Source organism: Acinetobacter sp. YH12200 (assembly GCF_013418175.1).
Taxonomy (GTDB): domain Bacteria; phylum Pseudomonadota; class Gammaproteobacteria; order Pseudomonadales; family Moraxellaceae; genus Acinetobacter; species Acinetobacter pseudolwoffii.
On sequence record NZ_VPCO01000001.1, the window covers coordinates 1 to 23226 of the forward strand.

Consider the following 23226-nt stretch of genomic DNA (forward strand, 5'->3'; position numbering starts at 1 on the left):
ACCATTTTTAAGAATAATGGACGAGGAACTCCAACGAGTCGTTTAAATTCCCCATCATTAAATCGAGTTAAATTTTCATATTTCATGGGGCTAGTATAAACAATTTTTTACTTTCGCAAGAGATCTACTGATCCCATTTGAAGTTTAATTTGCCCACATGCTTTATGTTCTAGTATCTGAGAATGTGCATCATATAAATCAGAAGAAAGTCTCCAGCACCCTGAGCGATTCAAACTCTTGGCAAAAAGTTGAGTATCAGGTCTTTTGATTTCAACAAAAGTAGTAAATTTTTTATCGCCAAGCAAGAAGTCTGCTAATACTGCATTTGTTTGATCTAAACAAGGCGTATTTAGATGTACTTCCCTTTGAAGAATTGCTTGAAATTTATAATCTAAGCCATATCCAAATATCCATTCATTGGTTTCAAAAAAATGTTGCCAAACTTTTTCTAAATTCGATTTGTCTAAATTATTATCCCTCTTATAAATTTGGATATACTCTTTATCATTCAAAAGTTTTTCAAATTTTTGCAATGCTAATTTACGATAGCCTGTATTTACTAAATCGCGATCTGAGATTAAACCTTCTTCTAAGAAATTTTGGATTAATTCTGCTTGATCTGTAGAAATCAAACTTTTAGTGATTAGATTGGTAATAGATGTTTTGGGGTTATTGTCTGAATCTAATTTTAAAGAAATTTTACGTTGACTGAGTTCAGCAATATTGAGTGCTTTTAGTATCTCTAGAAATTCAATGATATGGCTTAAAGTAAAAGAGGAAAGGAGTATTTCACCTTTTTTCAATCCATTATTATAGGTAGTTAAAGTTAAACCTTTTACGTCATTTTTACAGTAAGCAAGTTTTAGTCGTATCCGGGGACTTATTTGAAACATTAAATCTTCTGAATTTTTTTCGGGAAAAATTATACTTAAAAGTTTACCTGTTTGATTTGTAAGATTTGCTTGATATAAGGTAAATAAATCTGAGCTATGTACATATTCTTCATCAGTGGTTTTTAGTGAGCTCATAAATGGTTCATATTTCATAAATTCATCTCATTTATTTGATTTATATAAAAATATTTTTTTAATTTGAATCACAATAAAAAAGGGAGGGATAAACCCTCCCTTTTTTTAGAAATAAATCTAAAAAAACCTTACCAGCTTAACGCACCACCAGTTTGGTAATCTGTTACACGCGTCTCGAAGAAATTCTTCTCTTTACGCAAGTCCATCATCTCTGACATCCACTGGAACGGGTTGTTCACACCAGCGAACTGTTCAGGCAAGCCTAACTGCGCCAGACGACGGTTGGCAATAAACTTCAGATATTCTTCCATCATGCCCGCATTCATACCCAATACACCACGTGGCATCGTGTCACGTGCATATTCGATTTCCAGCATTGTGCCTTCAAGAATCATCTGAATGATTTCTTCCTGGAACTCGGTTGTCCATAGACCCGGGTTTTCGATCTTGATCTGGTTAATCATATCAATACCGAAGTTCAGGTGCATGGATTCATCACGCAAAATGTACTGGAATTGCTCGGCAACACCATTCATCTTGTTACGCCGGCCCATCGACAGGATCTGGCTGAAACCGCAGTAGAAGAAAATCCCTTCAAGTACACAGTAGAATGCGATCAGGTTGCGCAGCAGGATTTGATCATTTTCAGGTGTACCGGTTTTGAAAGTAGGATCACTTAAAGACTGGGTATATTTCAGACCCCACGCTGCTTTACGTGCCACTGACGGAACTTCGCGGTACATGTTGAAGACTTCGCCTTCATCCATACCGAGCGATTCGATACAATACTGGTAAGCGTGTGTATGAATCGCTTCTTCAAATGCCTGACGCAAGATGTACTGACGGCATTCAGGGTTGGTAATGTGACGGTAAATCGCCAGTACCAGGTTGTTTGCAACCAGTGAATCGGCAGTCGAGAAGAAACCGAGTGAACGCATGACAATGGTACGTTCATCTTCAGTCAGGCCGTTTTCAGATTTCCAAAGTGCGATGTCATGGTTCATGTTGACTTCTTGCGGCATCCAGTGGTTTGCACATCCATCAAGATACTTCTGCCAAGCCCATTCGTATTTGAACGGAACAAGCTGGTTCAAGTCGGCACGACAGTTGATCATCGCCTTGTCGTCAACCTGTACACGCTGTGCACCCATTTCAAGCTCTTCCAGACCTGGGGCAACATCAAGCTGCTCTAGGGAAGCAGATGCTCTTGCCAGCGAATCGGTTGGATTTGATCCTCGGTTTTGAGTGGCTCTAAGGGGTTGTGCAGTTGCCACATCCGGCGATGCGTTGCCTGCATCAGATACCATCTGTGAATTAGTCGCTTTTTGCGGCTCGACGGGCGCAGGCTGCTGTTCAGGAGCAGCCGGTTTTTGCGAATCATCTTCGAAATCGTCCCAACTTAGGATAGACATATCAATTCTCTCTACGTTGCTTCATATCTTTTATGAGACATTCAGCTTGGCTGAGATGTCTTACTATACGCTTAATTTGTGTAAGCAAAATTAAGTTTTGTCGATGAATGCTGTGAATTTATACAGCAGCACTATCCCCACTACTTATTTTGTTTACGCTGCTGGCGTAGTTTGAACCAGAAATAAGCAAGTGGTGCGTAAAAGGTAATAGCAAAGGAAATCAGCAATGCCGCAAGTCCTAACATGTAGTTGTGGGTCATATGGGGCATTGAGGTTTCCTTTGTTTGTTATTTTAATCTCCCTAAATCCCTCTTTTAAAAAGAGGGACTTTCACATGTCAGATGACTGAGCTGTGATCCCCCTCCTTTTAGGAGGGGTTAGGGGAGGTCAAGCGAAGCTTATTGACAAGCTTCACAATCAGGATTGTCAATTGAACATGCCATTGGCACTGGAGCTGCTTGCGCAAAACCTTCTTCCTCTACAGAAGCCTCAGGTTTTTGTGCTTCAACGACAGGAGCTGCTGCTACAACAGGAGCAGCAACCGTGGTTGCTTTAACCGCATTCAAGGCGCCAGTATTAATAGTCGATTTCTCAGCAGAAGTCGCACCCAATGCACGTAGGTAATAAGTCGTCTTAAGACCACGTAACCAGGCCATCTTGTAAGTGATGTCCAGTTTTTTACCATTTGCACCAGCGATGTAAAGGTTCAGAGACTGAGCCTGATCGATCCATTTTTGACGACGTGACGCAGCATCTACGATCCAACGTGTATCTACTTCAAACGCAGTCGCGAAGATGGCTTTAAGCTCTTCAGGAATACGGGAAATCTTCTGTACAGAACCTTCGAAATGTTTCAGGTCATTGACCATTACTGCATCCCAAAGGTCACGTTCTTTCAACGCACGTACTAGGTACGGGTTGATTACAGTGAACTCACCAGACAGGTTAGATTTCACATACAAGTTCTGGAATGTAGGCTCAATCGATTGAGACACGCCACAAATGTTTGAAATCGTTGCAGTCGGAGCAATCGCCATCACGTTCGAGTTACGCATACCGTCTTTTTGAACTTTGGCACGTAAAGTGTCCCAGTCCAGACGTTGTGTGCGATCCACTTCGAACATACGTTCTGGACGAGTTTTCGCAACCAGATCCAGTGAGTCGATTGGTAAAATACCCTGATCCCACAATGAACCTTTAAATGTCTCATAGGTACCACGTTCAACAGCCAAATCACTTGAAGTTGAAATCGCGTAGTACGAAATCACTTCCATTGATTCATCAGCAAACTCAACCGCAGCATCAGAACCATACGCCAGGTTCATTTCGTATAAAGCATCCTGGAAGCCCATGATACCCATACCGACTGGACGATGTTTCAGGTTTGAATTACGTGCTTGTGGAACAGCGTAGTAGTTGATGTCAATCACGTTGTCGAGCATACGCACAGCAGTTTTTACTGTACGTGCCAGTTTTTCGCGATCCAGTACACCGCCTTGCACGTGTTGAACCAGGTTAATCGAACCTAAGTTACATACCGCGATTTCTTCTTTGCTGGTGTTCAACGTAATTTCGGTACACAAGTTAGAAGAGTGCACTACACCTACGTGTTGCTGTGGTGAACGTAAGTTACATACGTCTTTGAATGTGATCCACGGGTGACCAGTTTCAAACAACATCGACAGCATTTTGCGCCACAAATCTTTTGCACGGATTTTCTTGTGCAGCATGTTTGTTTCTTTGGCAATGCCTTCGTAGTAAGCATAACGCTCAGCGAATTCTGCACCGGTCAAATCATGTAGATCTGGGGTTTCAGAAGGTGTGAACAATGTCCATTCCGCATCTTCGAATACACGTTGCATGAACAGGTCAGGAACCCAGTTCGCTGTGTTCATGTCGTGGGTACGACGACGGTCATCACCGGTGTTTTTACGAAGTTCCAGGAATTCTTCAATGTCCAGGTGCCAGGTTTCAAGATATGCACAAACTGCACCTTTACGCTTGCCACCTTGGTTGACCGCAACAGCCGTATCGTTCGCGACTTTAAGGAATGGAACTACACCTTGCGACTTACCATTGGTGCCTTTGATGTAAGAGTTTAAAGCACGCACTGGTGTCCAGTCGTTACCCAAACCGCCTGCCCATTTAGACAGCATGGCGTTATCACGCATTGCGCCATAAATATCATACAGGTCATCATCAATGGTGGTTAAGTAGCAGCTCGACAATTGTGGACGAAGCGTACCTGAGTTAAACAGGGTAGGCGTCGATGCCATATAGTCGAAGCTAGACAACAAGTTATAGAACTCGATGGCACGTTCTTCACGGTTTTCTTCATTGAGCGACAAGCCCATAGATACACGCATAAAGAACAATTGCGGCAATTCGAAACGTACGCCATCGGAATGGATGAAGTAGCGGTCAAATAAAGTCTGTAGACCTAGGTAGGTAAACTGGTTTGAGCGTTCTGGTTGAATCGCTGCTGCCAGTTTCGCCAGATCAAAGTTAAGCAGTTCTGGTGAAATAAGCTCAAGCTCAATCCCTTTTTTCAGGAAAGTTTCAAGTGCTTCACCTTCATGCGTATCCGTAGGCAGACCCAGGAATTTCAAACCAGTCGCCACCAGATCATCACGCAACAAACGTGCGGTCACATAGGTGTAGTTCGGCTCTTGCTCGATCCGGGTACGGGTCGCCATCATCATAGTGGTGGAGATGTCAGACTCTTTTACACCGTTGTACAGGTTTTTCACGGTCTCATCGACAATGGCTTGTACATCAATTCCTTCAAGGCCTTCTGCTGCTTTAGTAACATGCGCAGTTAAAGCACTTAAATCAAGTGGCTTAAGTTGGCCTTCAGCATCGGTAATTTGCAGGGTCGGATGATGGTGTGCACCTAACTGTTTACGTGCTTCAGAACGTTGTTCACGGTAAATGACATAAGAGCGTGCAACTTTCTGTTCGCCCGTACGCATTAGCGCAAGTTCAACTTGGTCTTGAATTTCTTCGATATGAATCGTTCCGCCAGAAGGTAAACGACGTTTAAAGGTATTCAGTACCATTTCCGTCAGTTGCTCGATACGATCATGGATTCGGCTCGAGTCAGCGCTTTGCTGGCCTTCAACCGCCAAAAACGCTTTACCAATTGCGACAGAAATTTTTTCTGCATCAAAAGCGGCAACATCACCGGTGCGTTTAATCACCTGAAGTTGACCAGGAGTTGAAGTGATTACGCTCATGTTAGCATAGCTCCATTGTCATCTATTTTTATGTTTATGGACCGTTTGAACTGGGCAAGTTTCATGCACAGTGTTTGAGGAATAAACACAAGACCTAGTGGTTTTAAAATTAATTGAACACAAGATACGGGAAAATTTAGGGTAGATCAATATTGACATTTAGCTAAATATTTTTCTTAAGTTTTGCTTTAATCCTTGTAAAAATATCGCTATTTTTATTGATTTTTGTATAAGCCTTATCAGGCAAGGCATAGCATAACAAAGTCCCGGGAAAGTGCTTATAGATAACATTGTGGATAACTAAAAAGTGCTGAATCAAGCAGTCATATTTTGTTCATGTAATAGTTGTGTAAATCACAAATCAGATCTAAAACACTGTTTCAAGCATAGTTGCCCAAAAAATGCACGATAAAATATTACAAAATGCTATCTTGATGTATCAGTTTGGTGAACGCTATCTTGTTTACAATGTAAACGTGTGTATATTGCAAGCATATTAAAAACGTATCTATTGGATTTCAAAAGGATACGCCTATAGCGTAGATCCACCAAATAAGGGGCAATACATGAGCCAAGAAGAAAAGTTACCCAAGATTTTAATTGTTGAAGATGATGAGCGTCTTGCTCGTTTAACGCAGGAATACCTCATTCGTAATGGACTTGAGGTTGGGGTGGAGCCAGATGGTAACCGGGCCATTCGCCGGATTATCGCTGAGCAGCCAGATATGGTGGTGCTGGATGTGATGTTACCAGGAGCGGATGGTTTGACCATTTGTCGTGAAGTGCGCCCGCATTATCATCAACCGATCTTGATGTTGACTGCGCGTACTGAGGACATGGATCAGGTCTTGGGTCTGGAAATGGGTGCCGATGACTATGTCGCTAAACCGGTACAACCACGTGTATTGCTGGCACGTATTCGTGCATTACTGCGTCGTACGGACAAGGTGCCTGAAGATGAAGTGGCACAGCGTATCGAATTTGATGATCTGGTCATCGACAATGGTGGTCGTTCAGTCACTTTAAATGGTGATCTGGTTGATTTTACCAGTGCGGAATATGACCTGTTGTGGTTGCTTGCATCAAATGCTGGCCGTATTCTTTCTCGCGAAGATATTTTCGAGCGTTTACGTGGCATCGAATATGATGGTCAGGATCGTTCAATCGATGTGCGTATTTCGCGTATCCGTCCAAAAATTGGTGACGATCCAGAGAATCCGAAGCGTATTAAAACCGTGCGTAGTAAAGGTTATCTATTCGTTAAAGAAACTAATGGTATTTAAGCAAATGTACGTTGTTGCTTGAACGAGCGGGATAAACTATAGGTGTTTAAACACAGTATATTTTTACGTATATACGCAGGACTCGTCATCCTTGTTGTGTTGGTGGCTGTGTTCGGCTATCTGTTGGTACAGATTATCAACTATCAGCGTGCGCAAGAATATCGTGAGTCTCTGACTGATGGTATGGCCTATATCATCAGTGAGGGTGTCGCGCGCCAGCCAAATCTTCAGCAAAAGATGGATTGGGTTTCCGATGCTTCTGATTTGCTGGAATTGCCAATTCACTATGTAGAAGCCAGTAAGGTGGATATCACCCGTGCTGAAGGTCGCCGTATTGCAGATCGTAAAGCCGTGGTGCGCTGGGATGCCAAAACCGGCATTGCCTATATTGTGGTGGGGCTGCGCGATGACCCGAATCATTACCTGTATATAAAGGCCGACAGTATTACCGAGCGCCAGATGAAGGCGCTTCCGGTCTTTATTCTGGATTATCTGGTCTATTATCCGGGTCAGGAAAAAGAATATCTGTCCGCTATTCAGGATCATTTTTCTTATCCGGTATCGATTGAAAACGTACAGAGCTTACCTTTAGATTCCGAGCAGATCGGGCGCTTGCGTCTTGATCACAGTATTATCCTGTATCGGGATAGTGCCTCAATCCGTGGCACCACCATTTCAATTATTTCGCCAATTCCAGGTTCGACCTCACAAGTCTTGGTGATGGGACCGGTGCCATTGTTTAACTGGATGCCATTCCAGTTAGCGACTGGTATTACCTTATTGAGCCTGTTTGTGCTGAGTCTGGGGGTGTATGGTTTGCTGGTGCCAATGCAGCGCAAGTTGCGTGAAGTCAGCTATGCCTTAAACAAAATGAAAACCGGTAATATGTCATTGCGTCTTCCTGTAGAAGGAAGTGACGAAATGGCAACGCTGGCCTCTAGCTTTAACAATATGTCTGATCATATTCAGCGCCTGATTGAAGCCCAACGTGAATTGATGCGTGCGGTGTCGCATGAACTTCGTACACCAGTGGCGCGGATTCGTTTTGGTGTGGAAATGATGGCAGATGAAGATGATTACGATTATCGTCTGCAACAGGTCGAACAGATTGATAAAGATATTGAGGCGCTGAATACCCTGATTGACGAGATCATGACCTATGCCAAGCTAGAACAGGGCATGCCTTCGATCGAGTTTGAAAAGGTCAATCTGTTTGAAGTGCTGAATCAGGTAGCTCTGGAGACTGAAGCATTAAAAACCCAGAAAATCATTGAGCTACATTCAATGCCTGATGTGGTGGTTGAGGCAGAACGCCGTTATCTGCATCGCGTAATTCAGAATCTGGTCGGCAATGCGGTGCGTTATTGCGATAATAAGGTGCTGATCAGTGGTGGTCTGGATCAGGATGGTCAGGCCTATGTCTCTGTTGAAGATGATGGCCCGGGAATTCCGGAAGTGGATCGTGCCCGGGTCTTTGAAGCCTTTGCCCGGCTGGATGACAGCCGCACCCGTGCTTCGGGTGGTTATGGTTTGGGTTTATCCATTGTCAGCCGGATTGCGTACTGGTTTGGTGGCAAGATTCACGTGGATCAAAGTCCGAGCTTGGGTGGTGCGCGCTTTATCATGAGCTGGCCTGCACAGCGTTATGTAAAGAAGAGCAAGCGCAAGTTGGCAGAAAAGACTGAGGAAATCAGTGATCATTCAGCTTGATGTTATATAAATGCTTTTGAGTTATAAAAAAACGATGCCTGAGCATCGTTTTTTTTATTGGGGAAGAATTTTATTCCTGAATGGTGGCATCCGGCTCAATCAATGGTTTGCCTTCTTTTAGGCCATGCAGGGCTTCAGGATTGAAGTCGATCATTAGCTTGGTATTTTTTCCATCAATGCTATAGCGCTGGATCAGCCTCTGATCACCAGATAAAGTTTCGACTTTATATTCATCGGCAATATTCATGATGCCATCCAGATTAATGCTGGAAGAGGCATGATCCTCTTGAAACAGTGCATGGATATCGCGCAAGTCAAAAGCGACCTGACTCATATTGGGGTGTTTCTGAACATAATCTTGGATATGTCGCACCAGTAACTGGGCAAATAAAAAATAATTTGGCTTATGCGAGAAGCGTAGAGACATGCAAGGACTCCTTATTGTTACTTTATTAATGTCATTATGTGGCTTAGAAATACAAATAACATATTCTGAATCAGTCTGTTGGGTGTGTTGCAAAAAGATACAATTGCTTGCCTTGAGTGAGGCTGGGCTTAAAGTGCTGTAATCCAAGTTAAAATGTGAAAATCATGTTAAATATCAAATTAAATCAAAAGCTTTATCCGCTGAAAGTTATGGATAGAATAAGTTTTTGTCTGATTTTTCTTTGCTTTGGTCGTGAAAGGGGCTATATCTAAGCCAGAGGCCAAGCAAGAATGATCTGAAATGGATTTATTTTTCAGGAATACTGTTTATAGAAAAATTAATAGAAAATTAAAACTTAATCCAATAAAACGATTAAATCGGATGTTGAGAGATCAAACGCAAATTAAATGCTGAAATGCCTAAAAAATCATCCCAAAGACTAAGGCTTATAAACTAGCAAGTGAAATCCAAAATCAGGTACAATTGGCGGGATTAATTTTGTGTTTGGTGTATTTGAAGGCCAATACATACATTCTTTGTTAACAAATAGGCCTGCCAGGAGTTATCCCCGCATGAGTGCTATTACTCCATACGAATGGGCAATTATTGCCTTCGTGATCGGCGTTACATTTTTATGCGTCTTTATGCTGACCGTCCCATTACTCCTCGGGGGTAAATCATGGGGCCGTGCCAAGCAGGAGCAGTTTGAGTCAGGTGTTGTTGGTGCAGGTGGGGCTCGTATCCGCTTGTCTGCAAAGTTCTATTTAGTTGCAATTTTCTTCGTGGTGTTTGATTTAGAAGCACTTTATCTATATGCATGGGCGGTTTCTGTTCGTGAAGTAGGTTGGATTGGTTTTGCAACTGCAGCTATCTTTATTTTAGTTTTACTTGTTGGTTTGGTTTACGAATTATCCACAGGCGCACTCAACTGGGCACCTTCAGACAAACGTAAAGCCGCAGGAATTAAAGCTAAGATTGGTTCGCCAAATATGGATCTAGCAGAAATTACGCGCTTTAACTCAATTGAAGAATTGGTAATCGACCCTACAGGTCAAATCCCAGCTCAATCCTCTGGTCGTGTGAAAAGCTCACCGGCTAAATCATCTGATAAGGAGTAAGACGGGATGAAATATACATTAACCCGTGCGAATCCGGATGCTGATCAATATCCACTTCAAGAGCGTATCCTTGTAGAAGATCCGTTACTTGAAGAAGAAGTGAATAAGAATGTATTCATGACTCGTTTAGAGGATGTGGTACATACAGCAGTCAACTGGGGTCGTAAAAACTCAGTTTGGCCGTTTAACTTTGGTACATCATGCTGCTATGTAGAGTATGCGACGACCTTAACCGGTGTGCATGACTTGTCACGTTTTGGTGCCGAGGTGATTCGTGCTTCACCGCGTCAGGCGGATTTAATGATTGTGGCGGGTACCTGCTTTGTGAAAATGGCGCCTGTCATTCAACGTTTGTATGAACAGATGCTTGAACCGAAATGGGTCATTTCAATGGGGGCATGTGCCAACTCAGGTGGGATGTACGACATTTATTCAGTGGTACAAGGTGTGGATAAAATCATCCCGGTCGATGTTTATGTTCCCGGCTGCCCACCACGTCCTGAAGCTTTGATTCAGGCATTAATGCTGTTGCAAGACCAGATTCAACTCGAGCGTCGTCCGCTTTCTGCGGTGATCGGTGATGATCTTAAGCCAGTGTATAAGCCAAAGATGATGCCGGAACGTGACCGTAAGAAAGATCAGCGTGTTGCTGTGAAGAACTTGCGCTCTATGGATGAAATTAAATAATTTAAACGACTGGTCTTTTTTGCTGCACCCGCTATGGGTGTAATTGTCGTTTAGGTTGACTGAATTTGTATTAAATAGGAAGCCAAGCCAATGGCTGAAACTGACATTGCTATGCCAGAATCAACACCAGTTGATTCACGCCCAGCATTTGCCATCATTGAAGAACTCAAAACCAAATTTGGTGAGAACTTCTATGTGCAAACGACTTTCGAGGATTTCCCGACAGTCTGGGTTGAGCGCGCACGTGTACAAGAAGTTTTAATGTTCTTGCGTACAGTATCACGTCCTTACGTGATGTTGTTCGACTTGTCTGCGGTAGATGAGCGTCTGCGTACGCACCGCGACGGTTTACCTGCGTCTGACTTCACAGTGTTCTACCACTTGTTGTCGCTCGAGCGTAATACTGACATTCGTATTAAGGTTGCCTTAGCTGAAAGTGATCTGAATCTTCCGACGGCAACCAACATCTGGCCAAATGCCAACTGGTACGAACGTGAAGCTTACGATATGTTTGGGATCAATTTCGAAGGGCATCCAATGCTCCGTCGTATCTTGTTGCCAACCTATTGGGAAGGTCATCCGCTACGTAAAGAATATTCTGCACGTGCGACTGAATATACCCCGTATTTGCAAGACAAGGCCAAGCAGGACTACGAACAGGAACATCTGCGTTTCGTGCCTGAAGATTGGGGTATGAAGCGCGGTAATGCCGATGAAGACTTCATGTTCCTGAACTTGGGGCCTAACCATCCATCTGCGCACGGTGCATTCCGTGTGATTTTGCAGCTGGACGGCGAAGAAGTGAAAGACTGTGTGCCTGATATCGGTTATCACCACCGTGGTGTGGAAAAGATGGCTGAACGTCAAACCTGGCATTCATTCATTCCGTATACAGACCGTGTCGACTACTTGGGTGGTTGTGCACAAAACATGCCTTATGTGATGGGCGTGGAGCAAATGGCGGGCATTACTGTACCGGACCGTGCGCAATGTATCCGTGTGATGATGTCGGAATTGTTCCGTATCAATAACCACTTGTTATTTATTGGTACTGCAATTCAGGATGCCGGCGGTATGACCCCAGTATTCTATATGTTCGCTGACCGTCAAAAGATTTATGACGCGATTGAAGCGATCACGGGTTACCGTATGCACCCAGCTTGGTTCCGTATTGGCGGTACTGCGCACGACCTTCCAAACAACTGGCAGCACCTCATTCGCGAAATCCTGGACTGGATGCCGAAGCGTATGAATGAATACTACACAGCTGCATTACGCAACTCTGTATTCATGGGTCGTACCCAAGGTGTAGCGCAATATGACGCTAAATCTGCATTGGCTTGGGGAGTAACCGGTACAGGTCTACGTGCTACAGGCATTGATTTTGACGTTCGTAAATATCGTCCATACAGTGGCTACGAAAATTACGATTTCGAGGTTCCTTTAGAGTACGAAGGCGATGCTTATGCACGTGTCATGGTTCACTTCCGTGAAATCGAAGAATCACTGAAAATCGTCAAGCAATGTCTAGACAACATGCCGTCTGGTGCGTACAAAGCAGACCATCCACTGGCTGTTCCACCACCAAAAGACAAGACATTACAAGATATTGAAACCTTGATTACGCACTTCTTAAGCGTATCTTGGGGTCCTGTAATGCCGGCAGGTGAAGCATCTGTGATGGCGGAAGTGGTGAAAGGTGCGTCGAACTACTACTTGACTTCAGACAAGTCAACCATGAGTTACCGTACCCGTATTCGTACACCAACCTTCACGCATTTACAGCAAATGCCTTCTGTGATTAACGGCAGCCTCATGTCTGACTTAATCATTTATTTAGCGACCATTGACGTCGTAATGGCTGACGTGGATCGCTAAGGGGTAAACGCATTATGATGATTTTGACTGATAAAAAGCCACGTGTGAACGTTGAAGGAATTTTGACTGCGGACGAAATTCACGATATCGAACATCACATGGGGCACTATCCATACCCACGTGCGGCGTGTCTGGACGCGCTAAAGTGTGTACAACGCCGTAATGGCTGGGTAGATGATGCGCAAATGAATGCCATCGCGCAAATGCTGAACATGAGCGTTGCAGATCTGGAAGGTGTGGCAACCTTCTATAACCGTATTTACCGTCAGCCGGTCGGGCGTCACGTAATTTTGTTATGTGATTCGATTGCGTGCTTCTTGATGGGTGCGGAAACTTTGGCAGAAGCATTCCAGCGCGAATTAGGCATTCAGTTTGGTCAAACGACTGCAGATGGTCGCTTTACCTTGTTGCCAATTTGCTGTCTGGGCAACTGTGACAAAGGCCCAACCTTAATGATTGATGAAGACACGCACGGTCTGGTTGAAGTGACTTCGGTGAAACAGCTGTTGGAGAAGTATGTATGAATACTGAACCAAAACCAATTTATGGCGACGGTAACCCGGAAACGCATCCACTCACATGGCGTTTAAGCAAACAAGCGAACGTACGTAATGCAGATGATTACGAAGCGCTCGAAGGTTATGCAGGCTTTAAAAAAGCCCTGTCGATGTCGCCTAAAGATGTATTGGACGTGGTGAAGGCAGCGACTGTTAAAGGTCGTGGTGGTGCAGGCTTCCCGGCAGGCATCAAATGGTCACTAATGGCGCCAAATGACAATTCAGGTCCACGTTACCTGATTTGTAATGCCGATGAGATGGAACCAGGTACCTTCAAAGACCGTTTGTTGATGGAAGATCTTCCACATCAACTGATCGAAGGGATGCTGATCGCGGGTTATACGCTTGAAGCAACCCATGGTTATATCTTTATCCGTGGCGAGTACATCGAAGCGGCTCAGTACTTAAATGAAGCGCTTGAGCAAGTTCGTGCCAAAGGTTACTTAGGGGATAACATCCTGGGTACCGGCTGGAACTTCGAGTTACACGTGCATACCGGTGCAGGTCGTTATATCTGTGGTGAAGAAACTGCATTGATTAACTCGCTTGAAGGCCGTCGTGCCAACCCGCGTACCAAACCGCCATTCCCGCAAGTTGCAGGTGCTTGGGGTCGTCCTACGATTGTCAACAACGTAGAGACCTACAACAACTTACCCGCCATCATGCTGCGTGGCCCTGAATGGTATATCGGCTTGTCTGCGGGCAAATCGAAAGATCCAGGTACGAAAATCTATGGTGCATCAGGTAAAGTGAAATTCCCAGGTCTATGGGAATTGCCTTTTGGTACGACTGCGCGTGAAGTGATTGAAGATCACGCGGGTGGTATGCGCGATGGTTTAACGCTGAAAGCATGGTTACCGGGTGGTGCATCAACGGACTTCCTGGCGGCCGAGCATATCGATCTTCCGATGGATGCGGAAAGCATCATGAAAGCAGGTTCTCGTTTGGGAACATGTCTGCTCATGGTGGTTGATGAAACCCAATGTATGGTTTCAGCAACACGTAACCTAGAAGAATTCTTTGCACGCGAATCATGTGGTTTCTGTACCCCTTGCCGTGATGGCTTGCCTTGGGCAGTGAAAGCGTTAAAAGCGCTGGAAAATGGCACAGGTAAACAGGAAGATATCGATCACTTACAAGAGTTAACGCGTAAGCTTTGGATCGGTAAAACTTTCTGTGCCCACGCACCGGGTGCAATGGAACCGCTCATGGGCGCACTCAAACATTTCCGTGGCGAATTTGAAGCGAAGGTGGTGAATGCCGCTGCTCAAGTTAGCTCCGTAGAACAAGCTTAAGGAATTCGACTATGGCTACAATTCATGTCGATGGCAAATCGTATGAAGTCAACGGCTCGGAAAACTTGCTACAAGCATGTTTGAGTCTTGGCATTGATATCCCATACTTTTGTTGGCATCCGTCCTTAGGTTCTGTCGGTTCTTGCCGTCAATGTGCCGTGACTCAATACGCGAATCCGGAAGATACCCGTGGTCGTTTGGTCATGTCATGTATGACGCCTGCATCTGACAATACCTACATTTCGATTGAAGACAAAGAAGCAAAAGATTTCCGTGCTTCGATTGTTGAATTCTTGATGACCAACCACCCGCACGACTGTCCGGTCTGTGAAGAGGGTGGTCACTGTCATTTACAAGATATGACCGTAATGACGCAGCATGACCGTCGTCGCTACCGTTTCACCAAACGTACCCATTACAACCAAGAGCTTGGCTCATTCATTTCTCACGAAATGAACCGTTGTATCGCCTGTTACCGTTGTGTGCGTTATTACAAAGACTATGCAGGTGGTACGGACTTCGGCGTGTATGCCAACGCATCACGTGTGTATTTCGGTCGTCCGGAATCAGGCACTTTAGAATCTGAATTCTCGGGTAACCTGACTGAAGTTTGTCCAACAGGTGTATTTACCGATAAAACTCATTCGGCACGTTATAACCGTAAATGGGACATGCAATATGCGCCAAGCGTATGCCAAGGCTGTTCTTCAGGTTGTAACATCTCTCCGGGTGAGCGTTATGGTGAACTTCGCCGTGTCGAAAACCGTTTCAATGGTGAAGTTAACCAATACTTCCTATGCGATAAAGGCCGTTTCGGTACAGGTTATGTGAACCGCGAAGACCGTCCGCGTCAGCCACAATTCCGTAAAGGTGCGACTGTAGAAACTGTTTCAGTAGATGCAGCACTTGATACGGTCATTGCAAATATCCAGGACAAAAAAGTTTTGGGGATTGGTTCACCGCGTGCATCACTTGAATCAAACTTCGCGCTGCGTGAGTTGGTGGGTCAAGAGAACTTCTCAACAGGTTTATCTCAAAAAGAGCAAAATCTGGTTGAACTTGCAGCTTCAATCATGCAAACCGAGGGTGTTTACAACCCGAATATGCGTGAAATTGAAAGCTATGATGCAGTTCTGATCTTAGGTGAAGATTTAACCCAAACTGCGCCTCGTATGGCTTTATCTGTTCGCCAAGCTGCGAAAAATAAAGGCAAAGAGATGGCAGCGGAACGTCGTACCCAGGAATGGCTGGCTGAGCCGGTACAACGTATTGCTCAAGATGCGAAATCTCCGATTTACATCCTGGCTGCGACACAAACCCGTTTGTCTGACGTAGCGGAAGGCGAAGTGGTTGCTTCTCCAAACGACATCGCGCGTTTAGGTTTTGCTGTTGCTGCGGGCGTGAAGGGTGAAGCAATTCTCGGTTTAGATGACGATGCGAAAGCATTTGCACAAACGATTGCCGACACCTTAAAAGCTGCGAAAAAACCATTGATCATCTCGGGTACCAGCTTACAAGATGCATCAATCATGGAAGCTGCTGCACAAGTTGCACAAAATCTGGGTAATGCAGGCTTGACCTTGACAGTTCCTGAAGTGAACTCGATGGGTATGGCAATCTTCGGTGGTCAAAGCTTAGAGCAAGCCTTTGCACAAGATTATGATGCAGTGATCGTGGTTGAAAACGATCTGTATCGTCGTCTACCTGCTGCACAAGTGGATGCTGCACTGGCAGGCAAAGACCTGATCGTACTGGATCACTCTGAAACTGAAACAGTGAAAAAAGCCGACATCGTGCTTTCTGCTGCAAGCTTTGCTGAAGGTGATGGTACGGTGGTATCGCAAGAAGGCCGTGCACAACGTTTCTACCAAGTGTATGACCCGAGCTACTACAATCCTGAATTGGCAATCAAAGAATCTTGGCGCTGGTTACACGCTTTGGAAACAGGCGTGAAAGGCAAAGCGATTTCTTGGACGTTGCTGGATGATGTGATCGAGTCAGTTGCGAAAAACGTACCTGCACTTGAAGGCATTCTGGATGTTGCGCCTGATGCGGGCTTCCGTGTCCATGGTCTTAAAGTAGCACGTGAACCACGTCGTTACTCAGGTCGTACTTCGATGCGCGCGCCATTGTCTGTCCATGAGCCAAAACAGCCAGTGGACAAAGACTCTGCATTAACCTTCTCGATGGAAGGTTATGTCGGAACTCAAACACCTTCAGCACTGGTACCATTTGCATGGTCTGCCGGCTGGAACTCGCCGCAAGCCTGGAACAAATTCCAGGACAATGTCGGCGGTCATTTGAAAGGTGGTGATTCAGGCGTTCGTTTATTCGACCGTTTGGCAAAACTTCCGGCACGTACCTTTGTTGCACCGGCACCTGTTTTGGTTAATGCTGAAAGCTTCCGCCTAGTTCCAATGCACCATATCTTTGGTTCAGGTGAATTCACCGTAAAAACACCGGCAATGGAAACACGTATTCCTGAAGCGGTATTTGCGGTCGGTGAACAGGATGCAGCCCGCTTGAATGTTCAAGATGGTCAAACAATGACAGTAAAAGCAGGCGAGACCTCTATTGTTCTGCCTGTACAAGTCATTGAATACTTACCGACAGGTTATATTGGCTACCCAATCGGTCTTGCACCGACGGTATCTCTGGCAGAGCCTGTTTCAGTCGCGGTTGGAGTGTAATTCATGGAACAAGAATTAATCCGTCAAACGCCGTTGTGGGCTGAAAACTGGCCAATCGCCTATTCAGTCATTCAAGCGATCGTGATCTTACTGGTTGTGGTATTGATCGCTGCGTTGATGTCTTTTATTGAACGCCGTTTACTCGGCTTGTGGCAAGACCGTTACGGTCCGAACCGTGTCGGTCCGGGCGGTATGTTCCAGATTGTTGCCGACATGCTGAAAATCATGTTCAAGGAAGACTGGACACCAAAATTTGCTGACAAACTGACTTTTCGTATGGCGCCAGCAGTTGCGATGGCAACTGCTGTGCTGTCGTTCATGGTTATTCCTGTTTCACCTTATCTAGGTGTGGCAGACATGAGCATCGGCCTGTTGTTCTTTATGGCAATGGCAGGTATTGCAGTCTATGCAGTACTGTTCGGTGGCTGGTCATCCAACAACAAATACGCCTTACTCGGTGGTTTACGTTCTGCGGCTCAGACCATTTCTTATGAAGTGTTCCTGGGGATCTCGCTGATGGGTGTGGTGGCAATTGCCGGCTCATTCAACATGCGTGAAATCGTTGAAGCACAACGTGATGTCTGGTTCGTGGTGCCTCAGTTCCTTGGCTTCCTGATCTTCGTGGTTGCGGGTGTTGCGGTGACGCATCGTCATCCATTTGACCAACCAGAAGCAGAACAAGAACTGGCTGAAGGTTACCATGTCGAATACGGCGGCATGAAGTGGGGGATGTTCTTCGTTGCGGAATACGTCAACGTAGTACTAATCTCTGCTTTAATCGTGACGTTATTCTTCGGTGGCTGGCTCGCGCCATTCAACCTTGAAATTCCGTTCCTTCCAGCAGCATTCTGGTTCATTATCAAAACAGCATTCTTTGTAATGATGTTCGTGTTGGCACGTGGTTCATTAATGCGTCCACGTTATGACCAGGTAATGAATTTTGGTTGGAAAATTTGCTTGCCATTAGCTCTAGTCAACCTGTTGGTGACTGGTGCCGTGATCTTGTGGTAAGGGCAGGGAGAACAAAATGTTTAAATTTCTAGCTGGATTTGGATCGATTGTTCGTTCGCTTTGGATGGTGTTTAGCCATGTAACGCGTAAACGTGACACGATTTTATATCCAGAAGTGCCGGCCGAAGAAATCGTGCCACCACGTTTCCGTGGTCGTATTGTATTAACGCGTGACCCTGATGGCGAAGAGCGTTGTGTCGCATGTAACCTGTGTGCGGTTGCCTGTCCGGTAGGCTGTATCTCATTACAAAAAGCAGAACGTGAAGATGGTCGCTGGTATCCGGAGTTTTTCCGTATCAACTTCTCACGTTGTATTTTCTGCGGTATGTGTGAAGAAGCCTGTCCAACCACAGCCATTCAAATGACCCCGGATTTCGAACTCGGTGAATATGTTCGTCAAGACCTGGTCTATGAAAAAGAACACTTGCTGATTTCAGGTCCTGGTAAATATCCTGACTATAACTTCTACCGTGTCACCGGTATGGCAGTTGCAGGCAAGGACAAAGGTCAAGCACAGCGTGAAAGTGCACCTGTTGATGTACGGAGTCTATTACCATGATGTGGCCATTTTATTTAATGGCCCTTGTGGCCATTGTCTCTACGGTTCGCGTGGTGACTAACGCGAATCCGGTACATGCTTTATTAAGCCTGATTGTATCCTTGCTTGCTGTTGCAGGCATGTTCATGATCGTTGGTGCGCCGTTCGCGGCTGCCCTCGAAATTATTGTCTATGCTGGCGCGATCATGGTGTTGTTCGTGTTCGTGGTGATGATGCTGAATCTGGGTGAACAAACCGTTGAACAAGAACGTAAATGGTTAACTTCATCGGCGTGGGCTTATCCGGCGCTGATGAGCTTCCTGATCGGTCTGGTACTGGTATGGGTATTAAACTCTGATTACGCACAGCCTTCACTGGTAATGGGTGTGGAAATGGTGGGCCCGAAAGCCGTGGGTCAAGCACTCTTTACGCAGTACTTGTTGTTGGTTGAAGTTGCCGCGATGTTATTGCTTGCTGCATTAGTAGCTGCATTCCATTTGGGTAAACGTGAGCCAGATGCAGAAGAGGAAAAAGAATAATGGGCAACATCCCTTTAGAGCATGGTTTGATCGTTGCATCTATTCTCTTTGCACTGGGTTTTTACGGTGTAATGGTGCGACGCAACCTACTATTTATTTTAATGAGCCTTGAAATCATGATGAACGCTGCTGCTTTGGCGTTCGTCCTGGCGGGCAGTGCATGGGCACAGCCAGATGGTCAGATCATGTTTATCCTGATCCTGACGCTTGCTGCGGCAGAGGCTTGTATTGGTCTTGCGATCGTCCTTCAGTTCTATCATCGCTTCCATCACCTGGATGTGGATGCTGCTAGTGAGATGCGCGGATGAGTTATTTATATCTAACAATTTTATTTCCGCTCATTGGTTTTGTCCTGTTAGCGGCGGGGCGCAACAAGCTTCCTGAAAATGTTGCAGCGATAATTGGTGTCGGTGCTGTTGGTTTATCGGCACTGTTTGCACTGATTGCAGGTCTGGACTTTGTTAACAATGGTAAAGAACTCTATGTTCAGCACCTGTGGACCTGGTTCAATGTCGGTGGTTTTGCACCGGGCATCAGCTTGCAGCTCGACGGTTTGTCTTTACTAATGCTGGGCATGGTGACAGGTGTGGGTTTCTTAATTCACATCTTTGCTTCATGGTACATGCGCGGTGAAGAAGACTTTGCACGTTTCTTCTCTTACTTCAACCTGTTCGTTGCAAGCATGTTGCTTCTCGTGCTTGGCGATAACTTGGCGTTATTGTTCTTAGGTTGGGAAGGTGTAGGTCTGTGTTCATACCTGCTGATTGGTTATTACTACCAGAACCCTGCAAATGGTCTGGCGGCAATCAAGGCGTTTACTGTTACCCGTATCGGTGACGTATTCCTGCTGATTGCCATGTTCCTGATCTTCCAGCAATTCGGTACTTTGAACATTCAGTACATCGTTGAAAATGCAGCGACTGTAATGACGCAAAGTTCTTCGCTGACCATCTGGACAGCATTGTTATTGTTCTTGGGTGCGGCAGGTAAATCTGCACAGATCCCATTACAAACATGGTTGGCCGATGCAATGGCAGGTCCAACACCTGTTTCTGCATTGATCCATGCTGCAACCATGGTAACGGCGGGTGTTTACCTGTGCTGCCGTCTGTTTGCAGTCTTTGAACTTGCGCCAGAAGTGATGGTGTTTATTTCGATCACAGGTGCGGTGACCTTGCTTGTGGCTGGTTTTGCTGCATTGGTTCAGACCGACATCAAACGTATTCTGGCTTACTCAACCATGAGTCAGCTCGGTTATATGTTTATGGCAGTAGGTGCTGAAGCATACCAGGCGGGTTTATTCCACATGCTGACTCACGCATTCTTCAAGGCACTCTTGTTCTTGTCGTCTGGTGCGGTGATTTTGGCTTACCATCACGAACAAAACATCTTCAAGATGGGCGGTTTGTTCTACAAGAACAAATTCCTGTTTGCATGTTTCGCGATTGGTGGCGGTGCCTTGGCAGCGATTCCATTCCTGACCATTGGTTTCTTCTCAAAAGACGCAATTCTTGCTGCAGTCTGGACGCAAAGTCATATTGCTGGTTTACCAGTGTATAACACGCTGTACTGGGTCGGTGTTGCAGGTGCTTTCTTAACCTCGATTTATACATTCCGTCTAATCTGGGTGGTATTCTTCGGCAAAGAAAACACGCCTTATCATGAAATCAAAGGTGCAACTTACTGGGCGCCACTGGCGATTCTTGCTGTCCTTTCGACAGGTCTGGCAATCGTACTGAAAGCACCCGTGATGAGCATTCTGGATGCAGCCCAAATTCCAGCCTTCATTATTCCTGAAGCGCTTGAAGCAGGTGCACATGGTGCTGAATACATCGCCATTGCTGTTGCATTGACGGGTCTTGTGGTCGGTGTGGTGCTGTTCGCTTTTGCTTACAATGCAGTCAAACGTTTTGCTGCCACTTCTGTGGGTGCGGGTCTGGTCAATATCTGCCGTAATGCATTAGGTTTCGACAAGCTTTATGACCTGATTTTCGTCAAGCCATATTTGCTGTTCGCTAAACTGTTCGGTCGTGATCCAATTGATGGCTTATGGCTGGTACTTCCTGCACTGGTCAAAAGTGGTCACAGCTTTACAAGTTCACGTCAAACCGGTTCACTGCGTGAATATGCATCTAGTATGGGGCTCGGTGTCGTTGTCCTACTGATGATCTTGATCGTGATTCAGGTCGTGGGGAAATAAAATGGAAGCTCCAAACAATATTATTTTGCCGGCTCTGATCCTCATTCCGTTCATTGCAGGTTTCATATGCTGGTTGGTCGATAAACTCGACCAACACTTGCCGCGTTATATCGCGCTAATCGGTATGCTGGTGACTTTGGTTTTGACCATCGTCCTTTGGCAGACTGGTACCTATAACTATGAATTAGGCGCTGCGACACCTTCGTGGGCTGCCGAATTCAAACTGCCTTGGATTCAGACCCTTGGCATTAACATTCACTTAGCCGTGGATGGTTTATCACTTCTTATGGTTGGTTTGACTGCACTCCTGGGTGTGCTGGCAGTCGGCTGTTCATGGGGTGAGATTCAAAAGAACGTTGGTTTCTTCCACTTGAACCTTTTATGGTCTTTGGGTGGTGTGATCGGTGTATTCCTGGCGATTGACCTGTTCCTGTTCTTCTTCTTCTGGGAGATGATGCTGGTGCCGATCTACTTCCTGATTGCCCTTTGGGGTCATAAAGGGGCAGAAGGCAAGTCACGTGTTTATGCAGCAAACAAGTTCTTCATTTACACGCAGGTTGCCGGTTTGGTGATGCTGATTGGTATCCTGGGTCTGGTGACTGTAGGCTATACCATGACTGGCGAAATCCGTTTCGACTACAACTATTTATTAGGTGTGGCGAATACGCTTGACGCTCAGGTTCCAGCGCTTGCTTATGCATTCATGATCTGTTTATTCATCGGTTTTGCGGTAAAACTTCCAGTTTTCCCATTACACGGCTGGTTACCAGATGCGCATGCGCAAGCACCAACCGCGGGTTCTGTTGACCTTGCAGGTATCTTGATTAAAACTGCGGCGTACGGTTTATTGCGTTTCGTGATTCCGTTCTTCCCGGCAGCTTCGGCTCAGTTTGCAGATATCGCGATCATTCTGGGTTTAATCGGTATCTTCTACGGTGCTTGGTGTGCTTTCCAGCAAACCGACATGAAACGCTTACTGGCGTATACATCTATTTCCCACATGGGCTTTGTTTTACTTGCGATTTACGCAGGTAACATCCTGACCTTCCAGGGTCTGATGATCATGATGTTGGCACATGGTATTTCCTCTGCTGCACTGTTCATTATGTGTGGTCAGGTATATGAGCGTGTGCATACGCGTGACATGCGTTTGATGGGGGGTATGCGTGGTCAGTTCCCGTATCTTGCATTCTTCCTGATGTTCTTTGTCGCGGCGCTTGTCGGTATTCCAGGTCTGGGTAACTTCATTGGTGAGTTCCTGATCTTGATGGGTGCTTATGCACAATTCCCGGCGTTCACTATTCTTGCGGCAATCAGTCTGGTCTTTGCAGGTCTGTATGGTCTGATCCTGATTCACAAAGCCCTGTTTGGTGTGCCAAACGAAGCGCAAAAACAGCACTATACACATCCGTTAAAAGATCTAAATGCACGTGAAATCGCATTATTGTTGCTGTGTGCATTTGGTCTACTTTGGCTTGGTCTATATCCACAAAGCTTCCTTGACGTTTCTAACTCAAGCATGGCGTGGTTAGCGAATAGCTACATTCCAGTTCAAGAAGTGGTTGAAGTTGCTGATCAGGTAACGACTCAACTTGAAAATGTGGAGATCCAATAAGC

Annotated in this window: 19 protein-coding genes and 1 pseudogene; 14 read left to right on the plus strand and 6 right to left on the minus strand. The window is 45.5% G+C overall.

What is annotated here, in order from left to right:
- The 5 genes and pseudogenes from FTU90_RS00005 to FTU90_RS00020 all read right to left on the minus strand — a co-directional run.
- Window positions 1–86, minus strand: a pseudogene (locus FTU90_RS00005) (IS5/IS1182 family transposase); the annotation flags it as partial.
- Window positions 87–107: 21 nt separating this feature from the next.
- The gene (locus tag FTU90_RS00010) at window positions 108–1046 is read right to left on the minus strand and encodes a Shedu anti-phage system protein SduA domain-containing protein (protein ID WP_180071780.1); all 939 of its coding nucleotides are present in this window, start codon (window positions 1044–1046) and stop codon (window positions 108–110) included.
- 110 nt (window positions 1047–1156) lie between these two features.
- On the minus strand, window positions 1157–2440 hold the full coding sequence (locus tag FTU90_RS00015) for a ribonucleotide-diphosphate reductase subunit beta (RefSeq protein WP_005169603.1): 1284 nt from the start codon (window positions 2438–2440) through the stop codon (window positions 1157–1159).
- A gap of 140 nt (window positions 2441–2580) precedes the next feature.
- Window positions 2581–2709: a hypothetical protein gene (locus tag FTU90_RS16275; RefSeq protein WP_005169615.1), complete on the minus strand. Its 129-nt coding sequence runs from the start codon at window positions 2707–2709 to the stop codon at window positions 2581–2583.
- 129 nt (window positions 2710–2838) lie between these two features.
- Window positions 2839–5676 carry a ribonucleoside-diphosphate reductase subunit alpha gene (locus FTU90_RS00020; RefSeq protein ID WP_159138671.1) on the minus strand — a complete coding sequence of 946 codons (2838 nt, stop codon included), beginning with the start codon at window positions 5674–5676 and terminating at the stop codon, window positions 2839–2841.
- A 566-nt stretch (window positions 5677–6242) separates the two neighbouring features.
- On the opposite strand from FTU90_RS00020, the gene bfmR reads away from it, so the two are divergent.
- Both bfmR and bfmS read left to right on the plus strand, forming a co-directional pair.
- The gene (gene bfmR, locus FTU90_RS00025; RefSeq protein ID WP_005097931.1) at window positions 6243–6959 is read left to right on the plus strand and encodes a response regulator transcription factor BfmR; all 717 of its coding nucleotides are present in this window, start codon (window positions 6243–6245) and stop codon (window positions 6957–6959) included.
- Window positions 6960–7001: 42 nt separating this feature from the next.
- Complete coding sequence (gene bfmS, locus FTU90_RS00030; protein ID WP_005097929.1) at window positions 7002–8669, plus strand: sensor histidine kinase BfmS; 1668 nt, start codon at window positions 7002–7004, stop codon at window positions 8667–8669.
- A 70-nt stretch (window positions 8670–8739) separates the two neighbouring features.
- Here the strand turns inward: bfmS and FTU90_RS00035 are convergent, their stop codons facing one another.
- Window positions 8740–9096 carry a hypothetical protein gene (locus tag FTU90_RS00035; protein ID WP_005097927.1) on the minus strand — a complete coding sequence of 119 codons (357 nt, stop codon included), beginning with the start codon at window positions 9094–9096 and terminating at the stop codon, window positions 8740–8742.
- A gap of 572 nt (window positions 9097–9668) precedes the next feature.
- Here FTU90_RS00035 and ndhC point away from each other — a divergent pair.
- The 12 genes from ndhC to nuoM all read left to right on the plus strand — a co-directional run bounded on the left by ndhC (window position 9669) and on the right by nuoM (window position 23224).
- On the plus strand, window positions 9669–10214 hold the full coding sequence (ndhC, locus tag FTU90_RS00040; RefSeq protein ID WP_005097926.1) for an NADH-quinone oxidoreductase subunit A: 546 nt from the start codon (window positions 9669–9671) through the stop codon (window positions 10212–10214).
- Window positions 10215–10220: 6 nt separating this feature from the next.
- Window positions 10221–10901, plus strand: coding sequence for an NADH-quinone oxidoreductase subunit B family protein (locus FTU90_RS00045; protein WP_005097925.1), 681 nt, complete (start codon window positions 10221–10223; stop codon window positions 10899–10901).
- A gap of 90 nt (window positions 10902–10991) precedes the next feature.
- Window positions 10992–12779: an NADH-quinone oxidoreductase subunit C/D gene (gene nuoC / locus FTU90_RS00050; RefSeq protein ID WP_005097924.1), complete on the plus strand. Its 1788-nt coding sequence runs from the start codon at window positions 10992–10994 to the stop codon at window positions 12777–12779.
- A gap of 14 nt (window positions 12780–12793) precedes the next feature.
- A complete protein-coding gene (gene nuoE / locus FTU90_RS00055; protein ID WP_100358017.1) occupies window positions 12794–13303 on the plus strand; it encodes an NADH-quinone oxidoreductase subunit NuoE in 510 nt (169 codons plus the stop codon).
- Window positions 13300–14631, plus strand: coding sequence for an NADH-quinone oxidoreductase subunit NuoF (gene nuoF / locus FTU90_RS00060; protein ID WP_005097923.1), 1332 nt, complete (start codon window positions 13300–13302; stop codon window positions 14629–14631). Before nuoE ends, nuoF begins: the two co-directional genes overlap by 4 nt.
- 11 nt (window positions 14632–14642) lie before the next feature.
- Window positions 14643–17321, plus strand: a complete 2679-nt coding sequence (gene nuoG / locus FTU90_RS00065) for an NADH-quinone oxidoreductase subunit NuoG (RefSeq protein ID WP_005169625.1) — start codon at window positions 14643–14645, stop codon at window positions 17319–17321.
- Between the two features lie 3 nt (window positions 17322–17324).
- Window positions 17325–18332, plus strand: a complete 1008-nt coding sequence (gene nuoH, locus FTU90_RS00070; protein WP_005097920.1) for an NADH-quinone oxidoreductase subunit NuoH — start codon at window positions 17325–17327, stop codon at window positions 18330–18332.
- A 16-nt stretch (window positions 18333–18348) separates the two neighbouring features.
- On the plus strand, window positions 18349–18891 hold the full coding sequence (gene nuoI / locus FTU90_RS00075) for an NADH-quinone oxidoreductase subunit NuoI (protein ID WP_005097919.1): 543 nt from the start codon (window positions 18349–18351) through the stop codon (window positions 18889–18891).
- A complete protein-coding gene (gene nuoJ / locus FTU90_RS00080; RefSeq protein ID WP_171063341.1) occupies window positions 18891–19409 on the plus strand; it encodes an NADH-quinone oxidoreductase subunit J in 519 nt (172 codons plus the stop codon). Before nuoI ends, nuoJ begins: the two co-directional genes overlap by 1 nt.
- Window positions 19409–19717, plus strand: coding sequence for an NADH-quinone oxidoreductase subunit NuoK (gene nuoK, locus FTU90_RS00085; RefSeq protein WP_004280769.1), 309 nt, complete (start codon window positions 19409–19411; stop codon window positions 19715–19717). Before nuoJ ends, nuoK begins: the two co-directional genes overlap by 1 nt.
- Window positions 19714–21609, plus strand: coding sequence for an NADH-quinone oxidoreductase subunit L (gene nuoL, locus FTU90_RS00090; protein WP_005097915.1), 1896 nt, complete (start codon window positions 19714–19716; stop codon window positions 21607–21609). Before nuoK ends, nuoL begins: the two co-directional genes overlap by 4 nt.
- Before the next feature lies 1 nt (window position 21610).
- The gene (gene nuoM, locus FTU90_RS00095; protein WP_180071781.1) at window positions 21611–23224 is read left to right on the plus strand and encodes an NADH-quinone oxidoreductase subunit M; all 1614 of its coding nucleotides are present in this window, start codon (window positions 21611–21613) and stop codon (window positions 23222–23224) included.
- Window positions 23225–23226 lie beyond the last annotated feature (2 nt).

Excerpts from the sequence above, each read along its gene's own strand:
- FTU90_RS00010 (WP_180071780.1), bottom strand. The coding sequence starts at position 1,046 with ATGAAATATGAACCATTTATGAGCTCACTAAAAACCACTGATGAAGAA.
- FTU90_RS00015 (WP_005169603.1), bottom strand. The coding sequence starts at position 2,440 with ATGTCTATCCTAAGTTGGGACGATTTCGAAGATGATTCGCAAAAACCG.
- FTU90_RS16275 (WP_005169615.1), bottom strand. The coding sequence starts at position 2,709 with ATGCCCCATATGACCCACAACTACATGTTAGGACTTGCGGCATTGCTG.
- FTU90_RS00020 (WP_159138671.1), bottom strand. The coding sequence starts at position 5,676 with ATGAGCGTAATCACTTCAACTCCTGGTCAACTTCAGGTGATTAAACGC.
- bfmR (WP_005097931.1), top strand. The coding sequence starts at position 6,243 with ATGAGCCAAGAAGAAAAGTTACCCAAGATTTTAATTGTTGAAGATGAT.
- FTU90_RS00035 (WP_005097927.1), bottom strand. The coding sequence starts at position 9,096 with ATGTCTCTACGCTTCTCGCATAAGCCAAATTATTTTTTATTTGCCCAG.
- ndhC (WP_005097926.1), top strand. The coding sequence starts at position 9,669 with ATGAGTGCTATTACTCCATACGAATGGGCAATTATTGCCTTCGTGATC.
- FTU90_RS00045 (WP_005097925.1), top strand. The coding sequence starts at position 10,221 with ATGAAATATACATTAACCCGTGCGAATCCGGATGCTGATCAATATCCA.
- nuoC (WP_005097924.1), top strand. The coding sequence starts at position 10,992 with ATGGCTGAAACTGACATTGCTATGCCAGAATCAACACCAGTTGATTCA.
- nuoE (WP_100358017.1), top strand. The coding sequence starts at position 12,794 with ATGATGATTTTGACTGATAAAAAGCCACGTGTGAACGTTGAAGGAATT.
- nuoF (WP_005097923.1), top strand. The coding sequence starts at position 13,300 with ATGAATACTGAACCAAAACCAATTTATGGCGACGGTAACCCGGAAACG.
- nuoG (WP_005169625.1), top strand. The coding sequence starts at position 14,643 with ATGGCTACAATTCATGTCGATGGCAAATCGTATGAAGTCAACGGCTCG.
- nuoH (WP_005097920.1), top strand. The coding sequence starts at position 17,325 with ATGGAACAAGAATTAATCCGTCAAACGCCGTTGTGGGCTGAAAACTGG.
- nuoI (WP_005097919.1), top strand. The coding sequence starts at position 18,349 with ATGTTTAAATTTCTAGCTGGATTTGGATCGATTGTTCGTTCGCTTTGG.
- nuoJ (WP_171063341.1), top strand. The coding sequence starts at position 18,891 with ATGTGGCCATTTTATTTAATGGCCCTTGTGGCCATTGTCTCTACGGTT.
- nuoK (WP_004280769.1), top strand. The coding sequence starts at position 19,409 with ATGGGCAACATCCCTTTAGAGCATGGTTTGATCGTTGCATCTATTCTC.
- nuoL (WP_005097915.1), top strand. The coding sequence starts at position 19,714 with ATGAGTTATTTATATCTAACAATTTTATTTCCGCTCATTGGTTTTGTC.
- nuoM (WP_180071781.1), top strand. The coding sequence starts at position 21,611 with ATGGAAGCTCCAAACAATATTATTTTGCCGGCTCTGATCCTCATTCCG.